A 21,048-nucleotide genomic window follows, 5' to 3' on the forward strand; every position below is an offset into this window, starting at 1 on the left:
ATCATGAGCGAAACCACCACCAAGACCTCGGCCGCGGCGCCCTGGGCGCCGCCGGCCTCCGCCGACGCCGCGCCCGTCAAGCCGCGCACCGAACGCTTCCTGCCCGTGATCGGCCCGCTGGTCCTGTTCGTCATCTGGGACCTGGTGGTGCGTTTCGGGATGATCAAGGCCATCCTGCTGCCCAGCCCGGCCGACACACTGGCGACGCTGGTCGCGGGGCTGGCCGGCGGCGCGCTGCTGACCGATTTCCTGGTCACCGTGGGTCGCACGCTGCAGGCATTCGCGTTCGCCGCCGTGGTCGGCGTGCCGCTGGGCGTGTTGCTCGGCAGCAACGAGCGCGCGTATCGCAGCGTGGAATTCCTGATCGACTTCTTCCGCTCCACGCCGTCGTCGGCGCTGATCCCGTTGTTCCTGCTGATCTTCGGCGTATCGGACTTCAACAAGGTCGCCATTGCGGCGTTCGGCGCGCTGCTGATCGTGGTGTTCAACAGCGCCTACGGCGTCATCAACGCGCGCAAGCAGCGCGTGATGGCGGCCAGGGTAATGGGCGCCTCGCGCTGGCGCGTCTTCAAGGACGTGCTGATCTGGGAAAGCCTGCAGCCGACCTTCGTCGGCCTGCGCTCGGCGGTGTCGATGGCACTGGTGATCGTGATCGTGGCCGAGATGTTCATCGGTTCCGAGAACGGCCTGGGCCACGCCATCATCGACGCGCAGCAGGTGCTGAACGTGCGCGTCATGTACGCGGCCATCCTGTCCGCCGGCGCGCTCGGCTATGTCCTGAACATCGTGTTCCTGATGCTGGAACGCCGCATCGTTCACTGGAGTGGAAGGTAATCATGAGCACCATCATCAACGCCCCCGTCCACGTCGAAGTGCCGATGCCGCCGTTCCGCCCGGGCCCGACGGGCACCCACATCACCATTCGCGGCCTGACCAAGTACTTCGCGGGCTGGCCGCTGTACGAGAACTTCGATCTCGACATTCCGAAGAACAAGATCGTGTCGGTGTTCGGCCCCAACGGCTGCGGCAAAAGCACGCTGATCAACATGATCGCCGGCCTGATTCCCGTCGACCGCGGCGAGATCCTGTTCGATGGCAAAACGCTCAGGGATACCAAGATCGGCTACGTGTTCCAGAACTACCGCGAGGCGCTGTTCCCGTGGATGCGCACGATCGACAATATCGCCTATCCGCTACTGCTCGAAGGCCGCGGCAAGGCCGAGGTGGACCGGCGCATGGCCGAGTTGGTGGCGTCGTTCGACGTCAAGTTCGACCTGAACCGCTATCCGTACGAACTGTCGGGCGGACAGCAGCAGACCGCGTCGATCATGCGCGCGCTGGCGCCGGGACCCGAGGTGCTGTTCCTCGACGAACCGTTCTCGGCGCTCGATTTCGAGATGACGCTGTTCATCCGCGAAAAGCTGCAGGAAGTGTTCATGCAGACGCGCACCACCATGCTGCTGGTGTCGCACGACCTCGAGGAGGCCGTCTATCTGGCCGACGAGATCCTGCTGCTGACCAAGCGGCCTACGCGCGTGGCCGAGATCCTCAGATACGACGACGCGCGGCCGCGCACCGTGGACACGTTGTCGCAAGCCAGCTTCGTGGCCGCCAAGAAGCAGAGCCTTGAAATCTTCCAGCGCGAAGTCCGTCGCTAAGCCCGTGGACGGCGTCCGGCCGGCACCCGATAGGCGCCGGACCCCGTCTGTGCCACCATTGGCGCAGCAGCATGCCTTAGCGAACCCGCACATGACGCCCCCCTCAGCCGACCTCGACCCCGACGCACCGGCCGCGCCCGATACCGCCGAATTCGGCGGGCCGCCCCGCTCTCGCGCGGAGAGCGTCTATGCCTTGCTCAAGGCCGACATCGCCGAATTCCGGCTGGTGCCGGGCGACCGCTTCACCGAAAACGAAGTCTGCGAACGGCTCGGCGTGTCGCGCACGCCGGTGCGGCAGGCTCTGTTCCGGATGAAGCAGGAAGGCATCGTCGAGGTGCTGTTCCGCAGCGGCTGGCGCGTGCTGCCGTTCGACTTCCGCAAGTTCGAGGAGCTGTACGATCTGCGCATGGTGCTGGAGACCGAGGCCGTGACGCGCATCTGCGCCGGCAGCCCTGATGCCGACCGCGCCAGCCTGGACGCGCTGGCCGCGATCTGGCTGGTGGCGCCGGAAGACCGGCTGCAGGACATGGCGCAGGTGGGCGCGCTGGACGAAGCGTTTCATTGCACGCTGGTCAGCGCGGCCGGCAACGCGGAGATGGCGCACGTGCACCGCGAAGTCAGCGAGCGCATCCGCATCATCCGCCGGCTCGATTTCACCAAACCCGCGCGCGTCGCCGCCACTTACGACGAGCACGGCAAGATCCTCCAGGCCATTCTCGCCAGGCGCGGCGACGAGGCCTGCCGCATACTGCGCGCGCATATCGGCGCCAGCCAGCTCGAGGTGCGCAAGATCACCCTCCACGAGGTCTACCTGGCGCGCCACCAGGCCCGCCAGGCGCAGGAGGCCGCCGGCGGCCAGGACTAAGCCCGGATCGCGAGCGGGAGTGGGTCGACTCAAGTCCCTCATCGAATCGGAAGATCGGGATGCGTGGGAACCTCAGCTTGCCAAAATGAAGTCGCCTTGCTGAAAGGTCAGTGGATGTCCAACATCACAAGCGGCCATCGCCATGCTGTCGATCAGGCAGACAACAGGAATTGCCCGCTGCCTGGCGCGATGCGCATGCCGGATCGTCGTCGCTGCCCGCGAGCTGAGTCACCGTCAGGCCGTCAAAGGTCGCGCTGCCGTGTTCGGAAAATACAGCGACGCGGTCCGCGTCACGTGGCGGAAAAATGAGGTCCGTGAGCGCGGCGCGGCCGCCATTGGCGAACACTTCGACCGAGCCGCGATCGACCACGATCTCGAGCTTGAGTCGTCCATGCTCAAGCGGCAGGTTCACGATGTGCTGCTTGCTGAACGCATCGGAAAAATTCGCTTCACCCGATTGCGAGCGGTCGAGCGTCAGCGTCCAGGTTACGGTGTCATAAACGATCTTCGTGCCGATTGCGCCGTCAGCCGAACGCCGTACGACGAGCCCCGCGCGGACGGCGCTTCGCGGCGCGAGCCACAACGTGATGCGCTGCACGGCGCCGCGCGTCGCGACAGGCAGCTCAGTCAGCGTCGACGTCACTGTCAGGTCCGCTAGATGCGTCGCGGGCCTGCCGCGGTCGGCCCACGCGTCGAATGCCGCGGTCGGCGCGATGACGAGCCGCGGCTCGCCGTCGATTGTCTTCAGCGCCAACTCGCGCGGCAATGTCATCGCGCCGCGCCATGGCGTTGTCGGCGCCTTCGCCGCGTAGTCCCAGTTGCTCATCCATGCGATCACGACCGGACGCGCGCCGGGCGCGCCGGAGAACGTGCCCGCCGCATAGAAGTCGGCGCCGTGGTCGACCCATCGGAACTGCGCGGGATCTGAACCGGCCGGCGCGACCCGGTCCGGCGTGAACGTGCGGCCGTCGAAGTCGCCGACGAAATACATCGATCCCGACCCGCCCGCGATCGACCACGGATTTACGTTGACGATCATCACCCACTTGATGCGGCGGGGATCGCCGTCGAGCGCCAGCGGCACGAGGTCCGGCATTTCCCACAGCGCGCCCTCGTGCGGGATGCCCGGCAGCGTGAAATCGCTCAGGAACGTCCAGTGGATCAGATCGCCGGACCGGTAGAGCTTCACGACGTGCGCGTCGGCGACGACGGTCGTCATCAGCCAGTAGCCGCCCGGCGCGTACCACGACACTTTCGGGTCGCGGAACTGCTTCGATTCGGGATCGAGCGTAAGTACCGGATTGTGCGCGTAGGGCCGCCAGGTCGCGCCGTGATCGAGGCTGTAGGCGAGCGACTGCGCCTGGGTGCCCGGTGCATGCCCGGAGCCCTCCTTGTAGACGCTCGTGTACAGCGCAACGAGCGGTGTGTTGCCCGGCGCGCCGAGGCCCGATGTGTTGCGCGCGTCGGCGACAATCGATCCGGAGAAGATCTCCTCGTTCGCATTCGCGTGGATCGCGACGGGCTGCTCGCGCCAGTGGACGAGGTCCGTGCTGGTCGCATGGCCCCACGACATGTTGCCCCAGTCGTTGCCGAGCGGGTTGTACTGATAGAAGAGGTGATAGCTTCCATTGTCGTAGACGAGGCCGTTCGGGTCGTTCATCCAGTTGCGCTGCGGCGTGTAATGGAGCGCCGGCCGCCATTGCGGCGTACCGTCTGCGGAGGGCGCGGCGCAGGACGCGGCCGCGATGTGCGCGCCTGACAGAGCGGCGATCAGCAGCGGCGCAACACGAAGGGAAAAGCGATAAGGCGTCAATCTCATGCGTGGTTTCGTGCCTTGGCGGGTGAACGAACAGCGCATGCCGCCCGTGACGGCGGCATGCGCGATCGGCAAAGGGAAGTGAACAGGGGCCGCGCACGCGACGCGACGATGCATGTCCCGCGGCTTACCGGTGGCCCCGGCCGTTGCCGTTACTGTTGTTTCAGTTGCCGTTGCCCGGATTGCCGCCGTTCTGGCCGGCGCCCTGCGCGGGCAGGTTCGCCGCAATGTCGCCGTAGCCGCCGAGCCCGTCGTGTCCGTAGAAGCGGTCGACCGTCGTCGACGCGCCATTGATGTTGATCTTCACCGTCGGCGCGAGCGTGCCACCGCGGCGCGGGCCGATCGCGTCGATGAACGACTCGACCAGACCGCCCGGCATCACGTAGTGCGAATACGACTGGAATTCGCGCGGGTTCTGGTTCGGGTCCTGGGCGTACGGTGCGCCGGCGGGCGCAGCAAAGTCGGTCGGATTGCCGAGCACGAGGCCGCTGCCGCCGTTCAGGGGCAGGAAGTCGCTGCGGATGCCGTTGCCGACAAAGCCGTAGACCCCGTCCGGGCCATCGACACCCGCCGCCATCGTCGTACGGTGACTGATCGTGAACAGGTAGTACTTGCCGTCCTTCAGGTAGATCTGCGGACGCTCGGTCTGATCGTCGACGCAGTTCGCCGACAGGATCGGCGGCAGGAACTTCCATTCGGTCAGCTGCGGGTTCGTCGCGACGGCGAGGCCGACGTTGGCCTTTTGATACACTGCGCCCGAATTCATCACTGCGTTGAGATCTTCCTTGTACGGATCATTCGGCGCGTAGCCGAGGTCGGCTTCGGTGCAGGTGCGCGCGCCTCGTGCGCCGCCCGTGTTGCCCTCGAAGACCATGTACGTCTTGCCGGGATGCGCCGGGTCGGTGAAGACGAACGGATCACGGAATGAGAAATAGGTGTTTTGCTGGCCCGTCTGATAATTGGTGCCGTCGGGCTGCAGCAGCGCCTTGTGATCGTCGAAGCCGCTGAACCAGACGTGCTTGTCGTCGGCATGGATGTGGCCGTCGGCGCGCGTGATGATCGCGACGGGCGGCGTGATGTCGGCGCCACCCGGGGCGGACCGGTTGAACGACGTCGCGGTGTAGTAGAGGCTGACGTTGTCGCCGTTGAGCAGGCGCGCCGAGCCCGACCATTCGGCGTTGTCGGTCATCGGCGTGGTGCCGAACACCTTCACGCTCGCGCCATCCGGGAACAGGTGGCCGCCCCAGGTCCAGCCGCCGTTGGCCGGGCGCTGCGACGCGGGAATGCCCGCGCGGCGATAGAAGAAGCCGATCCGCGCATGCACGTGGCGATCATCGAACGTGTAGCCGGCATGCGGGTCGGCCGTGAGCGAGAAGATCACTTCCCAGCCCTTGTAGCTGAGCTGGTTCGCGCGCAGGTCTGCGAGGGGCCACGTATCCCAGACCCACACATTCGAGTTGATCAGCGGGAAATCCTGCGGGATGTCCGGCATCGTCAGTGCCTGTGGCAGCGAGTTTTTGTCGACGCCGTTCGCGGCGTGCGACTGCGCGACGATCTGGCGGATGTCGGCGCGCGTCCAGCGCATCGTGAAGCTGCCCTCCGGGTCATAGGCTTGCTGGGTATGGGGCGTCGGCGCGGGGGCGCCCGCCGTCTGCGCGTGCGAGACGGCCGCGAAGGCGGCCAGTGCGCCGCCCGCGATCACCAAACGTTTGCTCGAAGTGGAGCGGAAAAGGGGAAAGTATGTCATCGCGGCGTTGTTTCCAAGGTCGTTAAACGGAACGGCTGGCAACTATCAGCATCCAAACCGGTTTGGATGCTAGTCCAAACCGGTTTGGGCGTCAAAAGATAAATTTTTGACGGTAGCCATTACCATGTGGAAATAATTGCCGGGAATCGGCTCGGCACGCGAAATTCAGAAGGCAAGGAACGACGGTGAAGGTGAATCTGAAGGCGCTATCGGATGCGCTCGGGCTTTCGCGCACGACGGTCAGCCGTGCGTTGAACGGTTACGACGACGTCAGCGAGACGACGCGCGAACGCGTGGTGAAGGCCGCGCGGGAAATGGGCTATGTCGCGGACCCGACCGCTCGACGGCTCGCGACGGGGCGGGCGGATATGATCGGGATCGTCTACCCGTTCGACGCAGCTGACCTGGGCGATCCGCGTTTCCGCGAGGTCGTTGCGGGGATCACCGAGCGGCTCGCCGAACGCAATCTCGACTTCGTGATCGTGTCCGGGCGACCGAACGCCGAGCTCGACACGTATCGGCGGCTCGTCGACGGCAAGCTGGTCGACGGACTGATCGTTGCGCGCACGCTCGTCGACGATCCGCGCATCGCCTACCTGCAGTCGCGCGGGTTTCCGTACGTCGCCTACGGCCGGACGCAGGTTGCCGGGCCGTATGCGTGGCTCGACTTCGACAACGAGGCCGGCGCGCGCAATGCCGTGCGTCGCCTGCTCGGCTTCGGGCACCGGCGCATCGCGATGATCAGCGCGCCGCTTACGCTGAATTTCGCCGCGCAGCGGCGTGCGGGCTATCTCGCCGCGATGCGCGAGGCCGGCATCGAACCGGAGCCGTCGCTGCTCGTCGAGTGTCCGTTCACGCGCGATGGCGGCCTGCAAGCGACGCGGGCGCTGCTCGCGCACGCCGAACGGCCAACTGCGCTGCTGGTCGACAACAATATCGCGGGCGACGGCGTGTTTCGTGCGCTGGTCGACAGCGGGCTACGCCTGGGTCACGACATGTCGCTGATCGTCTATGACGGGGTGCCGACGGACGGCGCGTATCCGCATCGTGTCACAGCCGTCGTGCAACCGACTGGGCACGCCACGGGGCGCGCGCTGGCGGAACTGATGCTCCGGCTAGTCGACGATGGCGCACACGGGCAACAGCTCGACACGCCAGAGATCGAGGCCGGAGATACGGACGGGCCCGTGCGCGGATAGTTCGCGGGCACGATCCCACGGTTCGAGAAGACGCGAGCCTGGTCCGGGCGCTCGGCAAAAATAGGTAGTGGCTCCGGCGCTTTCAAAAAATCGATCGCCCGGTAAGTGTGGTCAACCGTTCCAATGCCTGGACGCCTGCAAGCGAGTTGCCATTCGCGTCGAGTCCGGGCGACCAGACGCACACGGCCATCTCCCCTGGCAGCACCGCGACAATGCCGCCGCCCACGCCGCTTTTCGCCGGCAGCCCAACCCGATACACGAAGTCACCGGCAGCGTCGTACGTGCCGCATGTCAGCATGAGGGCAGACAGCCGTTTGGCCGAACTCGCATCGAGGATGTGTTCGCCCGAAACCGGCGCGACGCCGCGGTTGGCGAGAAAGAGAGAAGCAGTCGCCAGTTCGACGCAGTTCATCTCGATTGCGCATTGGCGGCAATAGGCGTCGATCACGGTCTCGGGCGGCATCTGCAAGTTGCCGAAGCTCGCCATGAAGTGCGCCATCGCGCGGTTGCGTTCAGCGTGCGCAAGCTCGGAGTTGGCGACGCGGAGCTCGTAGTCGAGATCGGCGACGCCGGTCAGGCGCCGGATGAACTGGATCAGCGCCGTCTCGGCGCGGACGAAGCGGCGACACAGGACGTCTGTGACGACGAGCGCACCCGCGTTGATGAACGGATTGCGCGGCACGCCGCGCTCGGCTTCGAGCTGGACGAGCGAATTGAACGCGTTGCCGGACGGCTCGCGGCCGACGCGCGCCCAGAGTGCGTCGCCGATCAACTGGAACGCGAGCGTGCAGGCGAAGAGCTTGGAGATGCTCTGAATGGAAAATCGCTCGTGCGCGTCGCCGACCGAAAAGATGCGGCCGTCGAGCGTAACAACCGACATCCCGAAGCGCTCGGCGGGCACTTTGGCAAGTTCGGGAATGTAGTTCGCGACACGGCCGGCGGTGCGCCATGGTTCGATATCGCGATGAATTCGTTCGAGGATTTCCTGATAGTCTGGTTCGGTCATTGAGAGGTGCGTCGGAGAGCCCTTGAGCAAGGCAGCGATAATACTGCAGCCCGTCAGCGCTCGGTCACTTGCGTGCAGCGCCACGCACCTCTACGACTAGATGTAGCGCGCCTGATCGAGGTCGCTGAGCAGCGTCGGTCCGCTTGGTTTCCACCCGAGCCGCGCCTGGGTCAACGCGCTGGAAGCCGGCATATCCAGACCGGCGAACATCGCCATCCAGCCGAAATGCGCGCTCGCCTCCTCCGCCGCAATCGAAACGACCGGCAATTTCAACCCGCGTCCGAGCGACTCGGCGATCGCACGGCTAGTCACGCCCTCTTCCCCGACCGCGTGATAACGCGCGCCCGGCTGAGCCTTTTCGATCGCGAGCCGGTATAGACGCACGACATCGGAGAGATGACCGGCCGGCCAACGATTGAGCCCCTCACCCACATACGCGACCACGCCCTTGTCGCGAGCAATCGCGACCATAGGCGACACCAGCCCCTGGCGAAACGGATCGTGCACCTGCGGCAGCCGCATCACCGACACGTTGATACCCACATCGAGCAGCGCCTGACCGGCCAGTTCGGAACCGATGCGCGGATTCGCATGAGCGGGGTTGAACACATCCTCGCTGGCCGGTTCGCCATGTTCGCCGCTACCGAACCCGGTTCCCGACGTAATCAGCAACGGCCGCTCCGATCCGCGCAGCTCCGCCCCGAGCGCGGCAATCACGTGCCGGTCCTTCTCGCAGTTCGCGACGAAGTTCGTAAAGTCGTGGTCGAACGCCGCGTGAATCACCGCGTCCGCTTGCGCCGCGCCGGCGCGCAAGCTCGCGGCATCCTCCAGCGTCGCGCGATGCACGTCGGCACCGGCTGCCTCCAGCGCTCGCGCGCCCGCGTCCGAGCGCGTCATGCCGAGCACCTGATGGCCAGCCGCGAGCAGTTCGGGAACGAGGGCCGACCCGATGAAACCCGTCGCGCCCGTCAGAAAGATTCGCATGTGAACTCTCCTTGTTGATCACGCGTTCACTATCCGATCGATTCCTATCCCGTTAAAGTAGTGATCTCATCATAGTAAAACGACTAACAGGGTGCCCATGTCGGTCAATTCGGCTCTGTCGCTCGGCGACTTTCTGCGCAGCCGCCGCGTGCGGCTCGATCCCGCGAGCTTCGGTTTTTCCGGCCGCAGACGCACACCCGGTCTGCGCCGCGAAGAAGTCGCGCAGCGCGCGCATATCAGTCCCACCTGGTACACGTGGCTCGAACAGGGGCGCGGCGGCGCGCCGTCGCCGGAGGTGCTCGAGCGCATCGCCGGCGCGCTGCTGCTGACCGATCCCGAACGCGAGCATCTGTTCATGCTCGGCCTGGGACGCCCGCCGGAAGTCCGTTACCGCTCGGTCGAAACGGTCAATCCGCGCTTGCAACGGCTGCTCGATTCGCTCGAAACCAGTCCTGCCATCATCAAGACGGCGAGCTGGGATGTGGTCGCGTGGAATCGCGCGGCGGCCGTCGTGCTGACCGACTACGGCGCGTTGCCCGCGGATCAGCGCAACATCCTGCGCTTCCTGTTTCTCGACCCCGCCGCGCGCGCGAAGCAACATGACTGGGACAGCGTCGCCCGCTTCGTGGTCGGCGCGTTCCGCGCGGATGTCGCGCGCGCCGGTCTGGCTTCCGAGGTCGGCGCGTTCGTCGACGAACTGATCGCCGTCAGCCCGGAGTTCGAAGCGCTGTGGCGCAGCAACGAGGTGCTCATACACGGTGAGGCCGGCGGCGTGAAGCGCCTCAAGCATCCGGAACTCGGATCCATCGAACTGGAATATTCGGCGTTCTCCGTCGATGGCCGGCCGGATCTCGGCATGATCGTCTACATGCCGCTCGATAGTGAAATGGCCGAGCGCATCCGCCAGCGGGTTGCGCAAACCTGACGGGCCGCCTCAATGTGATAACAACTTGCTGACGCGCCGACGGACATCAGGGTTCCTTAAGAAATTCTCGCTACGCTCAGCCAGCCTGGGCGATACTCGTTCCGGCATCGGTTGCGCAATCCCGCGCCATGCATCCAATCAAGTATGACTATCCAGCGCAAAGTGGGAGTCGAAGTGAACAAACAATCCGTAACCCAGGCGCCGGCCTACGACGCCGTCGCGCGCACCCTCCACTGGTTGACGGTCCTGCTGATCGCCGCGCAGTTCGTGATCGGCTGGACGATGCCCGACATCCACCGCGACACGCAGCCCGTCGGGCTGATCGCGTGGCATCTCGGCGTCGGCGCGACCCTGATCGTCGTAATCGTGCTTAGAGCGCTGTGGCGTCTGACGCATCGGCCTGCGCCGCACGAACTGCCACCATTGCTCGGTGTGCTGTCGAGTACCACCCACTTTCTGCTGTATCTGTGCCTGCTGCTGGTGCCGCTGCTCGGCTGGATCAATGCGTCGTCGCGCGGCTGGACGGTGCGCGTCGCCGGCGCGCTGCCGCTGCCCGCGTTGAGCCGCACCGGCTCGTCGTTCGGCCACACGATGGGCGACGTGCACGGCGTGCTCGCATGGGTGCTGTTTGCGTTGATCGCGTTGCACGTCGCCGCCGCGCTGTTCCACCAGTTCGTTCTGAAAGACCGGGTGTTGCAGCGGATGCTGCCGTAAGCGCGTCCGCGGCCTCTTCCTCCGGCGGACGTCGGACCAAGGTCTGATTGCCCGCTCCCACGTTTGCGTATCTGATAGTCCAGAAAGGCCCCGGCTCCATTCGCGCGGGTCGTCAACCGCCGCTCAATCCGCGCGCTCGCCATCATGGACTGGAATCGCTGGTACAGCCTGAAGAGCTACCTCAGATCTTCGCTGTGGACCGTGCCGCTGATCGCGGTCGCGATCTACGCGCTCATCAAACCGCTGACCGAAATGCTCGGCCGGTGGATGATCGGGCAACATCTGCTCGATCCCAAAACCGGCTTTTTCGGGCTCTCGATGACGGGCGCCCGCTCGCTCGTCGGCGACATCGTATCCGCCGATCTCGCTTTCCTCGTATTCACGTTCGGCTCGCTGCTGGTCGCGATCCAGGTCGCCGGCGGTCAGTACACGCCGCGCATCATCGCGACCACGCTGCTGCGCGATAACGTGATCCGCGGCACGTCCGGCCTGTTCGTATTCGCGCTGCTGTTCGCGAACCGGACCCTCGCGTGGATGGGCGAGGAACAGGTCCATCAGTTGCAGGTGTTTCTTGCCGCGCTGTTCGGTTTCGCATCGGTCGTCGCGTTCCTGTTCCTGATCGACTACGCGGCGCGGTTCCTGCGGCCGGTCAGCCTCGTCGCGCGGGTCGGCGCGCTCGGCATCGCGGTGATCGACAGCGTCTATCCGGCGCCGGCCACCGGTCGCATCGCGGCGCTCAAAGCCACCGGCGAGCGCCGCGTCCCCGATCGCATCGTGCGTCATCGCGGCAAGTCGGGCATCGTGCTGGCCGTGAATCTCAAACGGCTGGTCGCCAAGGGGCGGCGCACCGATTCGGTGATCGAGCTGGTGCCGCAAGTCGGCGATTTCGTCGCGGTCGGCGAACCGCTGTTCTATCTGTACGGCAACGCGTCCGCCATCGACGAAAACCGGCTGCGCGCACTGGTCGCGCTGGGCACCGAACGCACGATGGAACAGGACCCGATGTTCGCGTTCCGGATCCTCGTCGACATCGCACTGAAAGCACTGTCCGCGGCGATCAACGATCCGACCACCGCGGTGCTCGCGATCGATCAGTTGCAGCGGCTGTTGAGCGTGGTCGGCAAACGCTCGCTGTACCTCGAAGAAATCGAGGACTCGTCGGGACAGGTGCGGGTGATATTTCGGACCCCCAACTGGGAAAACTACGTGCACATCGGTTTTCGCGAGATTCGCCAGTACGGCGCCGGCAGCATCCAGATCGCGCGGCGGCTGCGCGCGGCGATCGAGAATCTGCTGCAAAGCCTGCCCGAACATCGCCATCACGCACTGCTCGTCGAACTGGACCTGCTCGATCGCGTGATCGACAAGCAGCATCTATTTCCAGAAGACCGGGCGTTGGCCCGGATCGCCGACTCGCAAGGCCTCGGCGGTTCGGTGACCTCGTCGAGCGGCGACTAGGGGCGGTTCGGAGAACCCATCATGCGCAAACTGATCATGGGCATCGTCGAGTTTCGCGAAAAAATGCTGCCGCAGTACGCGCAGCAGTTCAGCAAACTGGCGCTCGCGCAGACCCCGGACGCGCTGTTCGTCACCTGCTCGGACAGCCGGGTCGTGCCGGACCTGCTCGCGTCGACCCATCCGGGCGACCTGTTTACGATGCGCAACGTCGGCAACCTGATCCCGCCCGCGACCGCCGAAGGCATTTCCACCGGCGACGTCTCCGAAGCGAGCGCGATCGAGTACGCGGTGCTGGTGTTGAAAGTGGCGAACATCGTCGTCTGCGGTCACTCCGAATGCGGCGCGATGAAGGCGGTGTATTCGCGCGGCGCCAAACTGAAAGCGCCGAACCTCGACAAATGGCTGTGTCACGCGAATAACGCGGCGTTCCGGCTCGACCAGGAAGGCCCGCTCGACGCGACGCTCAAACCCCACGATCAACTGTCGCAACTGAACGTGCTGGTGCAGCTCGAGCATCTGATGACCTACCCGATCGTGCGCCAGCAGGTCTCCGCCGGCGCGCTCGTGCTGAGCGGCTGGTGGTTCGACATCGCGACCGGCGCGATGTACGCGTATGACCGCGCGAGCCGCTCCTTCGAAGTGATCGACCGCGCGATGGCCGAGCGGATGATCGCGCGCCTGGCCGCGCGGGCGCGCTAACCGGCGCTAACCGCTCTAACCGCGCTAACGGGCGCTGCGGCGAGCCCGCTTGTGCCCGTTAGCGCGACAACGATAGAATCTCGTCCCGCCGAAAACCGAGCGGCAGCCTGGCAGCTCCTGCGCCGATTCGCCTGGTTCCATGCATGCCGCGGCGTCAACCTTACTTTGACGAGTCGAGCAAGCGCATCGTGGCATGACCTTGCGCGCCCCTCGTGATGGAGAGCTTGCCCAGATGAGCAGCAATATGAACGAGACATCGAGCGGCGACGCTGACGTGTTCAGCGGCCGGACCTTCAACCGCGAGGAGTTGGCTCGCGCGCTTCGCCAGTGCGGCGACGAACCGTCTTTCGAGCACTGCGATTTCGACGGCGCGGACCTGTCGAACCTCGACTTTCGCGCCGCGCGCTTCACCCGTTGCAGCTTCGAGCAGACCCGCTTCGAGCACTGCGATCTCGCGCGCAGCCAATGGGTCGCCTGCAAAGGCGCGGCGGCCAAATTCCGCTACAGCAATGCGAGCGACGCCCGCTTCAGCCGCAGCGATCTGAACAATACCGACTGGACCGGCGCGCGCTTGTCGTCGACTGTATTTAGCGAGGTGAAGCTGACCGGCGCGCGCTTCGTCGACGCCCGCACGCTCGGGCTGACCTTCGAGGATTCGCTGCTGGTCGGTGCGAACCTGAAGGGTCTGTCGTTCCGCAAACAGACGTTGAAATCGATCAATTTCTCCGACGCCGATCTGACCGAATGCGACTTTCGCGACGCGGTATTCGACGGCGGCAGCCTGCGCAACGTGCGGTTGCGCGACACCCGCTTCGACGGCGCCGACCTGCGTGCGGCCGAACTGAGCGGGATCCGTTTGTCCGACGTGCTGCAGCATCTGAAAGGCGCGATTCTGTCGGTCGAGCAGGCGGTAATGCTGATAGGCGACTGCGGAGTACGGGTGCTGTGACGGCGCGCGTAATGCGTTCAGTAGCAACGCGAAGACTGGCCCGCGCCGGCCGTCGCGCCGTCAGGACAGCGCCTGCCCGCGCGTCTCGCGCATGAAGAACAGCACGATCAGCGCGGCCAGCAGGAAGAAGCCGGCGGTCGCGCCGAGCGCGGTGGCTACGTTGCCGTTGCGCGACAGTAGCCCGACGTTTCGGTTATCGGCGCCGCACCCGCGGACCACGCGCCGCCGTCCTCGACCTCGCGCGCCACGCCCGGACATTAAAACGCCCGGCCGCTCAAACGTGCCCGAGCACCCGCCACCACAGCGGCCCGATCACCAGCAGCACCGCCATATAGATCAGGCTCATCAGAAAGCCCGCCTTCCACCACCGCCCTTGCGACACATAGCCGGCGCCGAACATCACCGGACCGGAGCCGATCCCGTACTGGGTCAGGCAGCCATTGAGGTTGCTGATGATGCCGAGCGCGACCGCCGCGGTGAACGGCGGAATGCCGGCGGCCACCATCAGCGCGAGCGACAGAGGAAACAGCGCGCTGATATGCGCGGTCGCGCTCGCGAAGAAATAGTGGATGTAGAAGTAGATCGCCGCGACCAGCATGTACACCGCGAGCGGCGGAAAGCCCTGCAGATGCGCGCCGAATTCCTTGCCGAACCACGCGACCATCCCGTACTCGTTGAGCTTGGACGCGAGCATGATCAGCAGACCGATCCAGATCATCGTGTCCCATGCCGATTTCTCGTTCAGCGCATCCTGCCACGTGAGCACGCCGGTGATGAACAGCAGCGACACCCCGAGCGCCGCCGCGAGCGTCGCGCCGATGTTGAATTGCTCGCCGAACACCCACAGCACCAGCAGCGCAACGAAGATCACCGCCATCAGAATTTCGTTGACGGAGATCGGCCCCATCGCGGTGAGTTCGCGCTGCGCGAGCGTGATCGCGTCGGGCGTATTGCGGATCTGCGGCGGCGCGATCCACATCATCGCGAGCGGAATCAGCGCGAGACACACGAGGCCGGGCACCGACGCGGCCACCGCCCAGTCCAGCCAGCTGATCGACACACCCTGGTCGGCGGCCAGTTTCACCGTGAGCGGGTTGCCCGCCATCGACGTGATGAACATCCCGGCCGCGACGATGTTCGCGTGGAAAGCACACAGAATCAGATAGGTGCCCACCTTGCCGCGCGATTCGGGGTCATCGGCGTGACTGCCGAGCACCTCCGAGATCGAGCGGGTGATCGGCAGCATCACGCCGCCGGCGCGCGCGGTGATGCTCGGCATCGCCGGGGAGATCGCCAGCTCGGTCAGCACCAGCCCGTAACCAAGCCCGATCGTGCGTTTGCCGAGCAGTCGCATGAACAGCAGCGCAACGCGCCGCCCGAGGCCGGTCTTGATCACGCCGCGCGAGATGAAGAACGCCAGCATCACGAGCCAGACCAGATCGGTGCCGGTCGAGCGCGTCACGTCGGCGAAGGTCAGCACGTCGAGCAGCACGCCGAGCGTCGCGCCGATGATCGCGACGACCGCCATCGGCAGCGGCGCGGTCATGATCCCGGCGATGGTCGCGACGAACACCGCGAACATGTGCCATGCCTTCGGCGGCAGTCCATCGGGCGCGGGCAGCAGCCACAGCACGACGCCGATGGCGACCGGCACGAGGTATTTCCACGCGTTCGCGAACCTGCCGGGCGACGACGCGGGCCGCGGCGAAGGCGAGCTGGTGGGCGGTGAAGTTTTGGCGGGGGTTGGAGCCATATACACCTCGTCGCGCCGCGCTCGGCGCCTTGGTCGTTGAGGGTCGATGAGGGTCGTGGTGGATCTGATGAGGTAGTTCTGGTGATGTAAGGGCGGCGCTGCGCGAGCGCTCAGGGGCCGCCCAATACTTTGCCGGTTGCTTCCTTGACGATCAGCGCGCTGCGCCGCAACGCTTCCTGCTCGCCGGCATCGAGCGCGGGGGGCGCCAGCAGGCGGGCGCCCCGGCCATTGATCACCATCGGCAACGACAGGCACACGTCGGGCACGCCTTCCACCTCGCCCTGCACGGTGCCGACGGTCAGAATCAGGTCGGTGTTATGCACGATCGCTTCGCAAATCCGCCCGATCGCGCTGGCGATTCCATAGTGGGTCGCGCCCTTGCCTTCCTTGATCAGCTTGGCCGCTTCGTGCACCGAGCGCAGGATCAGATCGCGGCTCGCCGGACCGAGCTCCTTGCCGCTGCGCGACAGAAACACTTCCAGTGGCATCCCGCACACCGCCGCGCCCGACCACGCGATCAGCGCGGATTCGCCGTGCTCGCCGAGCACGTAAGCGTGGATCGCCGGCGCGACCACGCCGAGCCGCTCCGATAGCAGCGAACGCAGACGGCCGGTATCGAGCGAGGTGCCGGTGCTGATGACGCGCTCCGGCGCGCAGCGCAGCCGGTCGAAAATCACACCGGCCAGCACGTCGCAGGGATTGGTCGCGACCAGATAGATCGCGTCGGGCGCGATCGGCGCGGTGTGCTCGACGATCTCCAGCGCGATCCGCGCATTGGTGCGGGCGAGGTCGAGGCGGGTCTGGCCGGGTTTCACGCCGGCCCCGGCGGTGATCACGATGATGTCGGCGTCGCGCGCGTGCTCGTAGTCGCCGGCGACGAAGCCGCTATGCCCCCAGAACGCGGCGGCGTGAGCGAGGTCGAGCACCTGACCTTCCGCGCGTATCCGCTCCAGGTCGATGATGACGATCTCGGCGCTCGGCACGGCCGCGGCGATGAACAGCGCCGCGGAGCCGCCGACGAGACCTGCGCCGACCATGACGATTTTCGGTTGCCGCATCGCATGCCTCCGTCTTGTCTGGCCCTAATGATGCCCGAAGCGCCGCGCGATGTCTGCCTCCGTCGTTGTGCAAATGCGATGCGATCGGGAGGGGGCTCGTATCGGACCAAGGTCTTATTGCACGAGCGTGCCGGGCAGCCCAAATTGGTGCATGACACTCGACGCGTCGCGCCCTCTGCGACGACGCGAGGCGACTCCCCCGAGTTCACGTCGCGCTTACGAGGCCAGAAAAGTTATGAGACCAAGGGGAGCCTGCACATGTCGGGTCGCGGATTCAGATCGCCGAGCCATCGCATCGCGCACGAAGTTCGGCGACCGTCCCGGTGTTGCGCGCAGCCCTGAGACCATCCATGTCCGATCCGACCTCCGCCCACGGTTCCCCGGCCGCCTCGGGCGCGGCCGTCTCCGCCTCCGCGAACAAGCTGCGGCTCGGCGCGCTGACCGCGCTGGTCGTCGGCTCGATGGTCGGCGGCGGAATCTTCTCGTTGCCGCAGAACATGGCGGTCAGCGCCGACGCCGGCGCGGTCGTGATCGGCTGGGCGATCACCGCGGTCGGCATGCTGGCGCTCGCGTTCGTGTTCCAGGCGCTCGCCAATCGCAAGCCCGATCTCGACGGCGGGGTCTACGCGTATGCGAAGGCGGGCTTCGGCGACTTCATGGGCTTCGGCTCGGCCTGGGGCTACTGGATCAGCGCGTGGCTCGGCAACGTCGGTTACTTCGTTCTGCTGTTCAGTACCGCGGGCTTTTTCTTCCCGGTGTTCGGCGAAGGCAATACGCCGCTCGCGATCGTGTGCTCTTCGGTGCTGCTGTGGAGCGTGCACTTCCTCGTGCTGCGCGGCATCAAGGAAGCGGCGGCCGTCAACGTGATCACCACAATCGCGAAGATGGTGCCGCTCGCGCTGTTCATTCTGATCTGCGTGTTCGCGTTCAAGTGGTCGACCTTCACGTCCGACGTCTGGGGCCTGCAGAACCCGAAGCTCGGCAGCGTCGGCAGCCAGGTGCGCAACATGATGCTGGTGACCGTGTGGGTGTTCATCGGCATCGAAGGCGCGAGCGTGTTCTCCGGGCGCGCCGAAAAACGCAGCGACGTCGGCAAGGCGACCGTGATCGGCTTCGTCGGCGTGCTGTTGCTGCTGGTGCTGGTGAACCTGCTGTCGCTCGGCGTGATGAAGCAGCCCGAACTCGCGGCGCTGAAAAATCCGTCGATGGCCGGCGTGCTCGAACGGGTGGTCGGCCACTGGGGCGCGGTGCTGATCAGCGTCGGCCTCGTGATTTCGCTGGCCGGCGCGCTGCTGTCGTGGGTGCTGCTGTGCGCGGAGATCATCTTCTCCGCGTCGCGCGACCACACGATGCCGGCATTCCTGCGCAAGGAGAACGCCAACCACGTGCCGGCCAACGCGCTGTGGCTGACCAACGGGATGATCCAGCTGTTCCTGATCGTCACGCTGTTTTCGAAGGGCACCTATCTGTCGCTGATCTATCTGGCGACCTCGATGATCCTCGTGCCGTACTTCTGGTCGGCCGCCTACGCGCTGTTGCTGGCGGTGCGCGGCGAAACCTACGAGGACGGCCGCGAGCGCAACAAGGACCTGCTGATCTCGGCGATCGCGGTCGTGTATGCGCTGTGGCTGCTGTATGCGGGCGGCGTCAAATACGTGCTGTTGTCGGCGCTGCTCTATGCGCCCGGCGTGCTGCTGTTTGCGAAAGCCAAACGCGAGGCCGGCAAGCCGGTCTTCACCGGCATCGAAACGATCGTCTTCGCGGCGGTGATCATCGCCGCGCTGATCGCCGCTTTCGGTCTGTACAAGGGATTTCTGACCCTCTGATTCGAGGAGAAAAGCATGAGCACGGAAACGGCGAGTTTCGGCGTACATTCCGAAGCCGGCAAGCTACGCAAGGTGATGGTGTGCGCGCCGGGACTCGCGCATCAGCGCCTGACGCCCAGCAATTGCGACGAGCTGCTGTTCGACGACGTGATCTGGGTCAGCCAGGCCAAGCGCGATCACTTCGACTTCGTCACCAAGATGCGCGAGCGCGGCGTCGACGTGGTCGAGATGCACAACCTGCTGACCGAAACCGTGCGCGTGCCCGAGGCGCTGAAGTGGATTCTCGACCGCAAGATCCGCGACAACACGGTCGGCGTGACGCTCGCCGGCGAGGTGCGCGCGTGGCTCGAAGGACTGGAGCCGCGGCGGATCGCCGAGTTTTTGATCGGCGGCGTGGCGGCCGAGGATATCCCCGATACCAGCGAAACCAATACGCTGAAGATGTTCCGCGACTACCTCGGCTATTCCAGCTTCGTGCTGCCGCCGCTGCCCAATACGCTGTTTACGCGCGACACCACCTGCTGGATCTACGGCGGCGTGTCGCTCAATCCGATGTACTGGCCGGCGCGCCGCCAGGAAACGCTGCTGACCGCCGCGATCTACAAGTTCCATCCGGACTTCGCCGGCAAGAACTTCGAAGTCTGGTACGGCGACCCGGATGCCGATCACGGCAACGCGACGCTCGAAGGCGGCGACGTGATGCCGATCGGCAACGGCACCGTGCTGATCGGCATGGGCGAGCGCAGCAGCCGCCAGGCGATCGGCCAGCTCGCGCAGCAGCTGTTCGCGCGCGGCGGCGCCGAGCGCGTGATCGTGGCCGGCCTGCCGAAGTCGCGCGCGGCGATGCATCTGGACACCGTGTTCAGCTTCTGCGACCGCGACCTCGTGACGATCTTCCCGGAAGTGGTCAAGGAGATCGTGCCGTTCACCGTGCGCCCCGACGACAGCCCGTCGAAGCTCAGCCTGCGGCGCGAGGACAAGCCGTTCGTCGAGGTGGTCGGCGAAGCGCTGGGGCTGCCGAAGCTGCGCGTCGTCGAGACCGGCGGCAACGCGTTCGCGGCCGAGCGCGAGCAATGGGACGACGGCAACAACGTGGTCTGCATCGAACCGGGCGTAGTGATCAGCTATGACCGCAACACCTATACGAACACGCTGCTGCGCAAGGCGGGCGTCGAGGTAATCACGATCACCGCGGGCGAACTGGGGCGCGGCCGCGGCGGCGGCCACTGCATGACGTGCCCGATCATTCGCGACCCGGTAGACTACTGAGCGCATCGCCCGCCGCATTCAGCGCAGTCTTTCCGAACCTGCATTGGAGAACCGACATGGCATTCAACCTGCGCAACCGCAGCCTGCTGAGCCTGATGCATCACTCCACCCGTGAACTGCGTTACCTGCTCGACCTGTCGCGCGACCTGAAGCGCGCGAAGTACACCGGCACCGAGCAACAGCACCTGAAAGGCAAGAACATCGCGTTGATCTTCGAGAAGACCTCGACGCGCACGCGCTGCGCGTTCGAAGTCGCCGCGTACGATCAGGGCGCCAACGTCACCTACATCGATCCGCACTCGTCCCAGATCGGCCATAAGGAAAGCATGAAGGACACCGCCCGCGTGCTCGGGCGGATGTACGACGCGATCGAATACCGGGGCTTTAGCCAGGAAATCGTCGAGGACCTCGCGAAATTCGCCGGCGTGCCGGTGTTCAACGGGCTCACCGACGAATACCACCCGACCCAGATGCTGGCCGACGTGCTGACCATGCGCGAGCACACCGACAAGCCGCTGACCCAGATCAGCTACGCGTATCTCGGCGACGCGCGCAACAACATGGGTAACTCGCTGCTGCTGATCGGCGCGAAGCTCGGCATGGACGTGCGCATCGCCGCGCCGAAAAGCCTGTGGCCGTCGGAGGAGCACATCGCCGAGTGCCGCCGGTTCGCCGACGAAAGCGGCGCGCGCATGCTGCTGACCGAAGACCCGAAGGAAGCGGTCAAGGGCACCGACTTCGTGCATACCGACGTGTGGGTGTCGATGGGCGAACCGGTCGAGGCCTGGGGCGAACGGATCGCCCAGCTGCTGCCGTACCAGGTCAACATGGACATCATGAAGTCGATCGGCAATCCGCAGGCCAAGTTCATGCACTGCCTGCCCGCGTTCCATAACAGCGAGACCACGGTCGGCAAGCAGATCGCGGAGAAATATCCGCATCTGGCAAACGGCGTCGAGGTCACCGAAGAGGTGTTCGAGTCGCCGCTGAATCTCGCGTTCGAACAGGCCGAAAACCGGATGCATACGATCAAGGCCATTCTCGTCTCGACGCTCGCCGATCTGTAACGGTCACGAGGCGGGTTCCGGCCGCGTGCGCGTTGCGCGATGCCCTCCACCGGGC

Annotated in this window: 19 protein-coding genes; 12 read left to right on the forward strand and 7 right to left on the reverse strand. The window is 65.5% G+C overall.

Annotated elements, in window-relative coordinates; all coding sequences use genetic code 11:
- The first annotated feature begins 3 nt into the window (after window positions 1-3).
- The 3 genes from LJ656_RS08245 to LJ656_RS08255 all read left to right on the forward strand — a co-directional run bounded on the left by LJ656_RS08245 (window position 4) and on the right by LJ656_RS08255 (window position 2,523).
- Window positions 4-834 (forward strand): ABC transporter permease, encoded by an 831-nt coding sequence (locus LJ656_RS08245; RefSeq protein WP_230508773.1) that lies wholly within the window; start codon window positions 4-6, stop codon window positions 832-834.
- A gap of 2 nt (window positions 835-836) precedes the next feature.
- Complete coding sequence (locus tag LJ656_RS08250) at window positions 837-1,658, forward strand: ABC transporter ATP-binding protein (RefSeq protein ID WP_230508774.1); 822 nt, start codon at window positions 837-839, stop codon at window positions 1,656-1,658.
- A 91-nt stretch (window positions 1,659-1,749) separates the two neighbouring features.
- Complete coding sequence (locus LJ656_RS08255; RefSeq protein WP_230508775.1) at window positions 1,750-2,523, forward strand: GntR family transcriptional regulator; 774 nt, start codon at window positions 1,750-1,752, stop codon at window positions 2,521-2,523.
- Window positions 2,524-2,647: 124 nt separating this feature from the next.
- Here LJ656_RS08255 and LJ656_RS08260 read toward each other — a convergent pair whose 3' ends face one another.
- Both LJ656_RS08260 and LJ656_RS08265 read right to left on the reverse strand, forming a co-directional pair.
- On the reverse strand, window positions 2,648-4,342 hold the full coding sequence (locus LJ656_RS08260; RefSeq protein ID WP_230508776.1) for a glycoside hydrolase family 32 protein: 1,695 nt from the start codon (window positions 4,340-4,342) through the stop codon (window positions 2,648-2,650).
- Window positions 4,343-4,502: 160 nt separating this feature from the next.
- Complete coding sequence (locus tag LJ656_RS08265; RefSeq protein WP_230508777.1) at window positions 4,503-6,086, reverse strand: glycoside hydrolase family 68 protein; 1,584 nt, start codon at window positions 6,084-6,086, stop codon at window positions 4,503-4,505.
- Between the two features lie 185 nt (window positions 6,087-6,271).
- On the opposite strand from LJ656_RS08265, the gene LJ656_RS08270 reads away from it, so the two are divergent.
- Window positions 6,272-7,285, forward strand: a complete 1,014-nt coding sequence (locus LJ656_RS08270) for a substrate-binding domain-containing protein (protein WP_230508778.1) — start codon at window positions 6,272-6,274, stop codon at window positions 7,283-7,285.
- A gap of 82 nt (window positions 7,286-7,367) precedes the next feature.
- Here the strand turns inward: LJ656_RS08270 and LJ656_RS08275 are convergent, their stop codons facing one another.
- Window positions 7,368-8,291, reverse strand: coding sequence for a glutaminase (locus LJ656_RS08275; protein ID WP_230508874.1), 924 nt, complete (start codon window positions 8,289-8,291; stop codon window positions 7,368-7,370).
- Between the two features lie 96 nt (window positions 8,292-8,387).
- Window positions 8,388-9,275, reverse strand: coding sequence for an SDR family oxidoreductase (locus LJ656_RS08280; RefSeq protein ID WP_230508779.1), 888 nt, complete (start codon window positions 9,273-9,275; stop codon window positions 8,388-8,390).
- Window positions 9,276-9,372: 97 nt separating this feature from the next.
- Here LJ656_RS08280 and LJ656_RS08285 point away from each other — a divergent pair, with 97 nt between their 5' ends.
- From LJ656_RS08285 to LJ656_RS08305, 5 genes are all read left to right on the forward strand, one after another.
- Window positions 9,373-10,200, forward strand: a complete 828-nt coding sequence (locus tag LJ656_RS08285) for a helix-turn-helix transcriptional regulator (RefSeq protein ID WP_230508780.1) — start codon at window positions 9,373-9,375, stop codon at window positions 10,198-10,200.
- Between the two features lie 174 nt (window positions 10,201-10,374).
- A complete protein-coding gene (locus tag LJ656_RS08290) occupies window positions 10,375-10,914 on the forward strand; it encodes a cytochrome b (protein ID WP_230508781.1) in 540 nt (179 codons plus the stop codon).
- Between the two features lie 144 nt (window positions 10,915-11,058).
- The gene (locus LJ656_RS08295; protein WP_230508782.1) at window positions 11,059-12,372 is read left to right on the forward strand and encodes a DUF2254 domain-containing protein; all 1,314 of its coding nucleotides are present in this window, start codon (window positions 11,059-11,061) and stop codon (window positions 12,370-12,372) included.
- Window positions 12,373-12,393: 21 nt separating this feature from the next.
- A complete protein-coding gene (locus LJ656_RS08300; RefSeq protein WP_230508783.1) occupies window positions 12,394-13,071 on the forward strand; it encodes a carbonic anhydrase in 678 nt (225 codons plus the stop codon).
- A gap of 232 nt (window positions 13,072-13,303) precedes the next feature.
- On the forward strand, window positions 13,304-14,020 hold the full coding sequence (locus tag LJ656_RS08305; protein WP_230508784.1) for a pentapeptide repeat-containing protein: 717 nt from the start codon (window positions 13,304-13,306) through the stop codon (window positions 14,018-14,020).
- A gap of 60 nt (window positions 14,021-14,080) precedes the next feature.
- On the opposite strand, the gene LJ656_RS08310 is transcribed toward LJ656_RS08305, so the two are convergent.
- The 3 genes from LJ656_RS08310 to LJ656_RS08320 all read right to left on the reverse strand — a co-directional run bounded on the left by LJ656_RS08310 (window position 14,081) and on the right by LJ656_RS08320 (window position 16,831).
- A complete protein-coding gene (locus LJ656_RS08310) occupies window positions 14,081-14,239 on the reverse strand; it encodes a hypothetical protein (RefSeq protein WP_230508785.1) in 159 nt (52 codons plus the stop codon).
- 55 nt (window positions 14,240-14,294) lie between these two features.
- Complete coding sequence (locus tag LJ656_RS08315; RefSeq protein WP_230508786.1) at window positions 14,295-15,773, reverse strand: DASS family sodium-coupled anion symporter; 1,479 nt, start codon at window positions 15,771-15,773, stop codon at window positions 14,295-14,297.
- 110 nt (window positions 15,774-15,883) lie between these two features.
- On the reverse strand, window positions 15,884-16,831 hold the full coding sequence (locus LJ656_RS08320) for a lactate/malate family dehydrogenase (protein ID WP_230508787.1): 948 nt from the start codon (window positions 16,829-16,831) through the stop codon (window positions 15,884-15,886).
- 461 nt (window positions 16,832-17,292) lie between these two features.
- Between LJ656_RS08320 and arcD the strand changes: the two genes are divergently transcribed.
- The 3 genes from arcD to LJ656_RS08335 are packed head-to-tail and all read left to right on the forward strand — an operon-like array spanning window position 17,293 to window position 20,993.
- The gene (gene arcD / locus LJ656_RS08325; protein ID WP_230508875.1) at window positions 17,293-18,657 is read left to right on the forward strand and encodes an arginine-ornithine antiporter; all 1,365 of its coding nucleotides are present in this window, start codon (window positions 17,293-17,295) and stop codon (window positions 18,655-18,657) included.
- 15 nt (window positions 18,658-18,672) lie between these two features.
- Window positions 18,673-19,926 carry an arginine deiminase gene (arcA, locus tag LJ656_RS08330; protein ID WP_230508788.1) on the forward strand — a complete coding sequence of 418 codons (1,254 nt, stop codon included), beginning with the start codon at window positions 18,673-18,675 and terminating at the stop codon, window positions 19,924-19,926.
- A gap of 56 nt (window positions 19,927-19,982) precedes the next feature.
- Window positions 19,983-20,993, forward strand: a complete 1,011-nt coding sequence (locus tag LJ656_RS08335) for an ornithine carbamoyltransferase (RefSeq protein ID WP_230508789.1) — start codon at window positions 19,983-19,985, stop codon at window positions 20,991-20,993.
- Window positions 20,994-21,048 lie beyond the last annotated feature (55 nt).

It is taken from the genome of Paraburkholderia sejongensis (assembly GCF_020880815.1).
Lineage (GTDB): Bacteria > Pseudomonadota > Gammaproteobacteria > Burkholderiales > Burkholderiaceae > Paraburkholderia > Paraburkholderia sejongensis.

What these genes read in the sequence shown, in the direction of transcription:
- LJ656_RS08245 (WP_230508773.1), top strand. Translation starts at nt 4, where the DNA reads ATGAGCGAAACCACCACCAAGACCTCGGCCGCGGCGCCCTGGGCGCCG.
- LJ656_RS08250 (WP_230508774.1), top strand. Translation starts at nt 837, where the DNA reads ATGAGCACCATCATCAACGCCCCCGTCCACGTCGAAGTGCCGATGCCG.
- LJ656_RS08255 (WP_230508775.1), top strand. Translation starts at nt 1,750, where the DNA reads ATGACGCCCCCCTCAGCCGACCTCGACCCCGACGCACCGGCCGCGCCC.
- LJ656_RS08260 (WP_230508776.1), bottom strand. Translation starts at nt 4,342, where the DNA reads ATGAGATTGACGCCTTATCGCTTTTCCCTTCGTGTTGCGCCGCTGCTG.
- LJ656_RS08265 (WP_230508777.1), bottom strand. Translation starts at nt 6,086, where the DNA reads ATGACATACTTTCCCCTTTTCCGCTCCACTTCGAGCAAACGTTTGGTG.
- LJ656_RS08275 (WP_230508874.1), bottom strand. Translation starts at nt 8,291, where the DNA reads ATGACCGAACCAGACTATCAGGAAATCCTCGAACGAATTCATCGCGAT.
- LJ656_RS08280 (WP_230508779.1), bottom strand. Translation starts at nt 9,275, where the DNA reads ATGCGAATCTTTCTGACGGGCGCGACGGGTTTCATCGGGTCGGCCCTC.
- LJ656_RS08285 (WP_230508780.1), top strand. Translation starts at nt 9,373, where the DNA reads ATGTCGGTCAATTCGGCTCTGTCGCTCGGCGACTTTCTGCGCAGCCGC.
- LJ656_RS08295 (WP_230508782.1), top strand. Translation starts at nt 11,059, where the DNA reads ATGGACTGGAATCGCTGGTACAGCCTGAAGAGCTACCTCAGATCTTCG.
- LJ656_RS08300 (WP_230508783.1), top strand. Translation starts at nt 12,394, where the DNA reads ATGCGCAAACTGATCATGGGCATCGTCGAGTTTCGCGAAAAAATGCTG.
- LJ656_RS08305 (WP_230508784.1), top strand. Translation starts at nt 13,304, where the DNA reads ATGAGCAGCAATATGAACGAGACATCGAGCGGCGACGCTGACGTGTTC.
- LJ656_RS08315 (WP_230508786.1), bottom strand. Translation starts at nt 15,773, where the DNA reads ATGGCTCCAACCCCCGCCAAAACTTCACCGCCCACCAGCTCGCCTTCG.
- LJ656_RS08320 (WP_230508787.1), bottom strand. Translation starts at nt 16,831, where the DNA reads ATGCGGCAACCGAAAATCGTCATGGTCGGCGCAGGTCTCGTCGGCGGC.
- arcD (WP_230508875.1), top strand. Translation starts at nt 17,293, where the DNA reads ATGGTCGGCGGCGGAATCTTCTCGTTGCCGCAGAACATGGCGGTCAGC.
- arcA (WP_230508788.1), top strand. Translation starts at nt 18,673, where the DNA reads ATGAGCACGGAAACGGCGAGTTTCGGCGTACATTCCGAAGCCGGCAAG.
- LJ656_RS08335 (WP_230508789.1), top strand. Translation starts at nt 19,983, where the DNA reads ATGGCATTCAACCTGCGCAACCGCAGCCTGCTGAGCCTGATGCATCAC.